Annotated in this window: 6 protein-coding genes; all 6 read left to right on the forward strand. The window is 61.3% G+C overall.

From position 1 onward, the window contains the following. The first annotated feature begins 92 nt into the window (after positions 1-92). The 6 genes from QZZ60_RS09375 (at position 93) to QZZ60_RS09400 (ending at position 7,582) form a co-directional block, all read left to right on the forward strand. On the forward strand, positions 93-1,013 hold the full coding sequence (locus QZZ60_RS09375) for a LysR family transcriptional regulator (protein ID WP_295640806.1): 921 nt from the start codon (positions 93-95) through the stop codon (positions 1,011-1,013). A gap of 183 nt (positions 1,014-1,196) precedes the next feature. After that, positions 1,197-2,453 carry a histidine--tRNA ligase gene (gene hisS, locus QZZ60_RS09380; protein WP_295640807.1) on the forward strand — a complete coding sequence of 419 codons (1,257 nt, stop codon included), beginning with the start codon at positions 1,197-1,199 and terminating at the stop codon, positions 2,451-2,453. A gap of 12 nt (positions 2,454-2,465) precedes the next feature. Continuing rightward, on the forward strand, positions 2,466-4,325 hold the full coding sequence (aspS, locus tag QZZ60_RS09385; protein ID WP_295640809.1) for an aspartate--tRNA ligase: 1,860 nt from the start codon (positions 2,466-2,468) through the stop codon (positions 4,323-4,325). Between the two features lie 3 nt (positions 4,326-4,328). After that, positions 4,329-4,841: a peptide deformylase gene (def, locus tag QZZ60_RS09390; RefSeq protein ID WP_295640811.1), complete on the forward strand. Its 513-nt coding sequence runs from the start codon at positions 4,329-4,331 to the stop codon at positions 4,839-4,841. A gap of 238 nt (positions 4,842-5,079) precedes the next feature. Next, on the forward strand, positions 5,080-6,057 hold the full coding sequence (gene fmt / locus QZZ60_RS09395) for a methionyl-tRNA formyltransferase (protein WP_295640813.1): 978 nt from the start codon (positions 5,080-5,082) through the stop codon (positions 6,055-6,057). 139 nt (positions 6,058-6,196) lie between these two features. Beyond that, entirely contained in the window at positions 6,197-7,582 is a 1,386-nt protein-coding gene (locus QZZ60_RS09400; protein ID WP_295640815.1) for a transcription antitermination factor NusB, read from the forward strand. Positions 7,583-7,699 lie beyond the last annotated feature (117 nt).

Here is a 7,699-nt window from a genome sequence, read left to right on the forward strand (position 1 = left end):
TCTGAATAGTTTTGGTTACGTTAGACGTTTCACAATCTTTTGTTGCCCGGAGCCCCTGTTCGTAGTAACAAGGGGCGCAAAGGAAACAGGTTATGCGTCTTGATTGGCTTGAATATTTTATCACAACGGTGAACGCGGGCTCCATCAGCGCCGCGGCGGAACGTCTGGGGGTGACGCGTCCCGCGGTGTCGGCGGCGCTCAAGAAGCTGGAGCAGGAAGTCGGTCGGAAGCTTTTTGTGAAGGGCAGAAACGGCGTGACTCTGACGGATGACGGAGAAAGGGTGCACGACATGGCCCGGCAGGTCATGACGCTCATCGAAACGATGCGCTCGGACGCAGGAGGGAAGGAACCGGTTTCCCTTTGCGTGGACACGCAGGTATCCATGCTTCAGTATATCAAGGAAGCCGTCGTCGAGCCGTTCACGGAGCTTCATCCCGGCGTGGACGTGCGGCTGCGGCCCGTATACATCGGAGACGTCGTGGAGTCGTTCAGGCAGGGGGCCAGGCTTTCCGTCGTGCTGGACGGAAGAGAAGGGCGGGTCATCGAACGGGCAAGAGGGCTCGGCTGTGAGGCGGTCTTTCTCGGCACGGTCACGCGAAAGATCTTTCTCGGCGCGGGACATCCTCTTGCCGCCCGGGCTGCGCTTACGCCCGAAGACTTGAAAAACGAGCACATAGCCTACTATTCCGGAGGCCTGAATCATATATCGAGACACTACACGTCTTATTTCGCCGGCGAGTACCGGCTGGCGGACATCGAGGACGTGCTTTCTCTGGCCATACGCAATGAGGCCGTGGTCATTCTTCCTGCGCAGACGCTGCGGTGCAGCCGGCTTGTGCGTGCGGGGGCGCTGGTGGAGAAGGACATACCGTTTCCTGGCGTGGAGAAGGTCGCGCCTGTGCACGCCGTGCGGGCGGCACGCCTTTCTGCGGCCGAACAGAGCTTCTGGGACTATCTTCTGACCTCCTATCCCGGCTCCGGGGCAGGTTCCGAAGAGCCGGAGATCCGGTGAAACCCTGAAGAGCGGCGTGCCCGACAATCTGCGCTTCGTCGGGGCTTCTGCCGGAACGCCGTCTTCTGCGGAGACGTCTGCGGAAGATGTCCTCTTCCCCCGTTTTCCGGGCGGAGGCGCTTTGACAACGGGGAAAAAAGGCCCTATCCTCATGCGTTATTTCTACATTGCTGGAGTCCGTTCATGGCACAGATTCAGGCTATCAAGGGCTTTGCCGACCAGTTTCCGGCGCAGAGCCGTCTTTTTGAGATGATGGAAGCCACCGCCCGCGAGGTGTTCCCCCGCTACGGCTTTGGCGAACTTCGTACTCCGCTCATGGAATACACCGACCTTTTCTGCCGCGGCATCGGCACGGAAACCGACGTGGTGCAGAAGGAGATGTACTGCATTCCCGACAGCAAGGGCCGTTCCATGTCCCTGCGTCCCGAAGCCACGGCCGGCGTCATGCGCGCCTACATTGAAAGCGGCATCTATGCCCGCGAATCCGTGAGCAGATTTTTCACCATCGGCCCCATGTTCCGGCATGAACGTCCCCAGAAGGGCCGCATGCGTCAGTTCCATCAGATCAACTGCGAATGCCTCGGACCTCGGGAACCCGAGGCCGACGCGGAAATCATCTGCATGATGATGGAATTTCTCGGAAAGCTCGGGCTGAAGAATCTGACGCTTCAGATCAACTCCCTCGGCTGTTCCACCTGCCGCCCCAAGTATCGTCAGAAGCTGCACGACTGGCTGGCTTCCCTCGATCAGTCGAAGCTCTGCGAAGACTGCCGTCGCCGCATGGAAACCAACCCTCTGCGCGTTCTGGACTGCAAGGTCCCCGACTGCAAGGCGCTTACGGCCGACGCTCCCGTGATTCTGGAAAACGAATGCCCCGACTGCCGCGCCCACTTCGAGGCCGTGCTCCGTCACCTCGACGCGGAAAAGATTCCTTACGAGATCAATCATCGTCTGGTGCGCGGTCTTGACTATTATACCCGCACCACCTGGGAAGTGGTGTCCAACGAAATCGGCTCTCAGGGCTCCGTGGCCGGCGGCGGCCGCTACGACGGCCTTGTGGAGCAGCTCGGCGGACCCTCCGTGCCCGGCATAGGCTTCGCCTGCGGCATGGAACGTCTGGCGCTTCTGCTGGAAGGCCGGGAACTTCCCGAAGTTCGCCCCGATTTTTATGTGGCCGTGCTCGACGACTCCTGCCGCGATGCCGCCTTCGCCCTGGCGCAGAATCTGCGTCGCGAGGGTTTTTCCGGCACCATGGGCTACGAGAGCCGCAGCATGAAGTCCACCATGCGTCAGGCCGGGAAGTCCGGCGCGCGCTTCACGCTCATCATGGGGACCAACGAACTGGCCTCCGGCAGCGTCATTGTCAAAAACATGGAATCTGGCGAGCAGCGTGAAGTGCCCTGTGCCGATGTGGCCGCCAGCCTGAACGCCGAACAATAAAGAGGAATGGTCATGAGCCAGTTTGAAGAAAACGAAAAGACCGTCGTGGACGTCCAGAAGGAACACGCCCGATACATCAAGCCGCTGGGCGACTGGCAGCGCACCCATCACTGCAACGACCTGACCATTGCCAACAACGGCGAGAACGTCTGTCTCATGGGCTGGGTGCAGTACCGCCGCGATCACGGCGGTCTCATTTTTGTGGATCTGCGTGACCGCGACGGCCTCACGCAGGTGGTGTTCAGCCCCGAAATCGCTCCCGAAGCGCATCGCGACGCCCACATTCTGCGCAGCGAATACGTCATCGCCATCAAGGGACGCGTCCGTCCCCGTCCCGAGGGCATGACCAATCCCAATCTGCACACCGGTGAAATCGAAGTGGTGGTGCTGGAATGGAAGCTGCTCAACACCGCCAAGACGCCGCCCTTCCTCGTGGAGGACCGTACCGACTGCTCCGAGTCCGTGCGCCTGCAGTATCGTTATCTCGACCTTCGTCGTCCCGTCATGGCGCACAACCTGCGCGTGCGTCACAACATCGTGAAGGCCTGCCGCAACTATCTGAACGAGCTCGACTTCCTTGAAGTCGAAACGCCGTATCTCACCAAGTCCACCCCCGAAGGCGCGCGCGACTTCCTCGTGCCGAGCCGCCTGTCTCCCGGCGAGTTCTACGCGCTGCCCCAGTCGCCTCAGCAGTTCAAGCAGATGCTCATGATGAGCGGCGTGGACCGCTACTATCAGGTGGCCCGCTGCTTCCGCGACGAGGATCTTCGTGCCGACCGTCAGCCCGAGTTCACGCAGGTGGACATTGAAATGAGCTTCGTGAACGAAGAGCAGGTGATGGGCATGGCCGAAGGCCTCATCGCCCGCGTGTTCAAGGAAGCGCTCGGCGTGGACATCGAGCTGCCTCTCAGACGCATGCCCTACGACGAGGCCATGCGCGACTACGGCTCCGACAAGCCCGACACCCGCTTTGATCTCAAGCTCAAGGACGTGACGGAAATCGTGCACGGTTCCGCCTTCAAGCTCTTTGCCGGCGCCAAGCTGGTGAAGGCCCTGCGCGTGCCCGGCGGCGCCACCATGACCCGCAAGGAAATCGATGAACTCACCGATTTCGTGAAGGGCTTCGGCGCTCAGGGACTGGCATGGATCAAGATTCATGAGAACGAGTGGCAGTCGCCCATCGCCAAGTTCCTTTCCGACAAGGAAAGAGCGGGCATTGCCGAAGCCTGCGCTCTTGAAGTGGGCGACATCGTGTTCTTCCAGGCCGGTGAACCCGGTCTTGTGAACAACGCCCTCGGCAGCCTGCGCGTGAAGCTCGGAAACAAGCTCGGCCTCATTCCTGAAAACACCTGGAATCTGCTCTGGGTGACGGACTTCCCGCTCTTTGAATACAGCGAGGAAGAACATCGCTGGGTGGCCTGCCATCATCCCTTCACCGCGGCTCAGGACGAGAGCTACGACATCATGCTCACCGATCCCGCCCGCGCCAAGGCTCGTGCCTACGACATGGTGCTCAACGGCAACGAAATCGGCGGCGGTTCCATCCGTATCCACAATCCCGCCGATCAGACCCGCATGTTTGAGGGCCTCGGCTTTACCGAAGAGTCCGCCAAGGCGCAGTTCGGCTATTTCATTCAGGCCCTTGACTACGGTACTCCGCCTCATGGCGGCATAGCCTTCGGCCTCGACCGCGTGGCCATGCTGCTCACGGGCGCTTCGTCCATCCGCGACGTCATCGCGTTCCCCAAGAATCAGAAGGCCGCCTGCCTGCTTACCGAAGCACCGTCCCCCGTGGACAACAAGCAGTTGCGTGAACTGGGCATTCGACTGCGTGAAAAGGCGGCGCCCGCTCCCAGCAATTCCGCGGAGTAAATCATGCTTCGTCCCGTTCTTCAGTATCCCGATCCCACGCTCGCCAAGGTGAGCGAACCTGTGGCCGAGATCAACGACGAAATCCGTGCGCTTGCGCAGGATCTGCTCGACACGCTCACCACCGTGGGCGGCGTGGGCATTGCCGCGCCGCAGATAGGCGTGCTCAAGCGCGTGGTCATCATCGACGTGTCGCAGGAAAAGAATGATCCCGATCTGCCTCAGGATTTCCGGGTATTCATCAATCCCGTGGTCACCGTGCTCGATCCGAAGGGGCACGAGGAAAATGAAGGCTGCCTTTCCGTGCCCGAACTGCGCGCCAAGGTGAAGCGCCCCCGCCGCGTGGCCCTCGACGCCCTTGATCTTGACGGCAAGCCCGTCCACATCGAAGGCGAAGGCTACTACGGCGCCTGCATGCAGCACGAGACCGATCATCTCGACGGCAAGCTCTTCATCGACTACCTGAGCTATCTCAAGCGTTCTTTGTACGACAAGAAGATCCGCAAAGGCAGAAAGTAGCCGGAAAGACTGATTCTCCGCATTATTACAGCAAAAGCCCGGGCAGTCACCCGGGCTTTTGCGTACGGTACTCAGACGAAGGACGACCGGCCGGAAGGCTGGACGGGGGAGAGCTTAGGCCGTACAGTGTGAAGGCCGCTTGTGTGCGGAAAGACGGCGCATTCCGCCTTCTGCCGACGCAGGAAGCAACGTCAATCAGGAAAGGGGCAGCCTTTTCTTTTTCCCAACAGGAGAAGTCATGTCGAAACTGCGCATCGTTTTCATGGGCACGCCGGATTTTGCGGCGGTCATTCTGAAGGCCGTGGCCGCCTGGGAAGGCGGCGAGGTCGTGGCCGTTTATACCCAGCCGGATCGTCCCGCCGGGCGGGGCAAGAAGCTCAGGGCCTCCGCCGCCAAGGAACTTGCCCTTGAACTCGGACTTCCCGTGCATCAGCCGCGCAATTTCCGTGACGACGCCGACGTGCAGACTCTTGCCGATCTCAGGCCCGACGTGCTCGTGGTGGCGGCCTACGGCCTGATTCTGCCTCAGCGCGTGCTCGACATTCCCGTCATGGGACCGTACAACGTGCACGGTTCGCTGCTTCCTCAGTACCGGGGCGCAGCGCCCATACAGCGAGCCGTCATGAACGGCGACGCCATTTCCGGCGTGACCATCATGAAGATGGAAGCCGGTCTTGATTCCGGGCCCATACTTCTGCAGCAGGCGGTGAGCATAGAGCCCGACGACACGGCGGGCACGCTGTTCGACACGCTGGCCGAACACGGGGCGAAGCTCATGGTTGGCGCGCTCGGCATGATAGCCGAGGGCAGGGCGGCCTTCGTGCCCCAGAACGAAGCTCTCGCCACCCATGCGGCCAAGATCGCCGCGGACGAGGAGTATGTCGACTGGTCCATGGATGCGAAGTCCGTTCACAACATCATCCGCGGACTCACTCCCGCGCCCGGAGCAAAGAGCGTGCTTCACATGGAGGGGCGCGACCCCGTCATGCTCCGCATTGAGCCCGGTGAGCCCGTGGAAAAGGCGACGGACGCCGCCCCCGGAACGCTGGTGGGCATGGACGGCGACGCGCTTCTCGTGGCCTGCGGCTCAGGCGCGTACCGCATCACGCATCTGCGTCCGGCGGGCAAGTCCACCATGAGTGCGACGGACTTCCGCAACGGCAGGCTGCGCGGACTGCCCGAACCCTGGGGAAGACTGCTCGGAAAGAACGCGTAGGAGCTCGACCGGCGCGGGCCTTTCCTGCATCCGATGAGCTCTCCGCGTCTCACTCTGCGACGACGGCAAATCTGCCCGCAAAAAAGCGGAAAACGCTCCAGAATCCTTTTTAAGGCACGAATGAGCCAAGGCGTGAGCAATGGTCGAAAAAAAGAAAAAAACGCCTCTGAATCAGGCAACTTCCGGCGCGCGAAAGGGCGCTCTGGATATTCTGCAGCAGCTTTTCCGTCATCCTGAGGACTCGACGCCGCTTCCGGTCATGCTTGCGCGGCAGGTGCAGTCCGTCGCCATGGACGGGCGCGACTCGGCGCTTCTTTCCGAGCTGACGTACGGCGTGCTTCGCCGTCACGCTGCGCTGGACGCCGCGCTGGCCGGCTTTCTGAAAAAGCCCGAGGCGCTTTCCTTTCAGGTTCGCATGCTTCTGCGGCTCGGTGCGTACGAGATTCTCTTCATGGACGGCATTCCCGCCCGGGCTACGGTGAACGAGCTGGTCAATCTGGCCAGACGTCGCTTTGGGCAGGGGCTGGGCGGACTTGTCAACGGCGTGCTTCGTGCCGTCGACCGGGAGTCCGAAGCTCTTCGTTTTTCCCTGCGGCAGGAGGAAGAGTTTCTCAAGAACGCGTCTCTCGATGCGGAGGGCATGGCCAGAGCGGCGTCCCTGCCTTTGTGGCTCACCGTGATGTGGGAGAAGCAGTACGGTCGCAAACAGGCCTGCCTGATGGCCGCAAACACGCTGGAGCATCCCGCGCCGTGCTGGCGCGCGAATCTGTCCAGGGCGTGGGGCGAAATGCTTGTTCAGCACTGGCTCGAACGTGGATACGCGCCCGTGGGGCAGGGCGGCTTTTCCGTGCAGGGACTGGACAGAAACAGGGCGGAAGCGGCAAAGGAACAGGGACTTCTTGCCACCTTTGAGAAGCAGGGCAATCTGACGAGGCAGGGAGCATCGTCCCAGCTGGTCGCGGAACATCTGGCCGCGTGGATTCTCGGCCGTGAGGAGTTTGCCGATGCTCCCCTGTGGGACGCCTGCTGCGGGAGGGGCGGCAAGACTACGGCCCTTCTGGAAAAGGGGGTAAAGGTGGAGCTCGCCGGCGAACCCGCGGACTTCCGGCTGGAGGAGCTCAAGGCTTCGCTTCTGCGTCTCGGTCTGCCGTGGCCGAGGCTGCACTGCGGCCCCGCTCAGGACGTTGAAGAGTCTTTCCCGTTGATATTATTGGATGTTCCATGCAGCGGCACGGGAACTCTGGCCCGCAATGCCGAGCTTCGTCTGCGTCTTTCCCCGGAGCGTCTTGCCGAAGTTGCGCGCGTGCAGTCCGGGATTCTTGAACACGCATGGGAAAGACTTTTGCCGGGGGGTGCGCTGTTCTACGTGACCTGTGCGCTGAACCGCGAGGAAAACGAAGAGCAGATTTCCCGTTTTCTGGAGAAAAAGGGCGGCGTCTGCCGTCTTGAGGAGCAGCGGCTCGTTCTTCCTCTTTTTCCGGGACAGGATGTTCTTTTTCTGGCCGTTCTTCGAAAAATCGACTGAGCGGGAATGCGCGTGTGCGCTGTTATGTCCCCTGGCATTTTTTCAGGCCGCGTTGCGCTCCGCGGCCGTTTTAAGTGTCGCGGCCGCTCCGAAGAAGCGCACCCGCAGAGAAGGGGG

It is taken from the genome of uncultured Mailhella sp. (assembly GCF_905187505.1).
GTDB lineage: Bacteria > Desulfobacterota > Desulfovibrionia > Desulfovibrionales > Desulfovibrionaceae > Mailhella.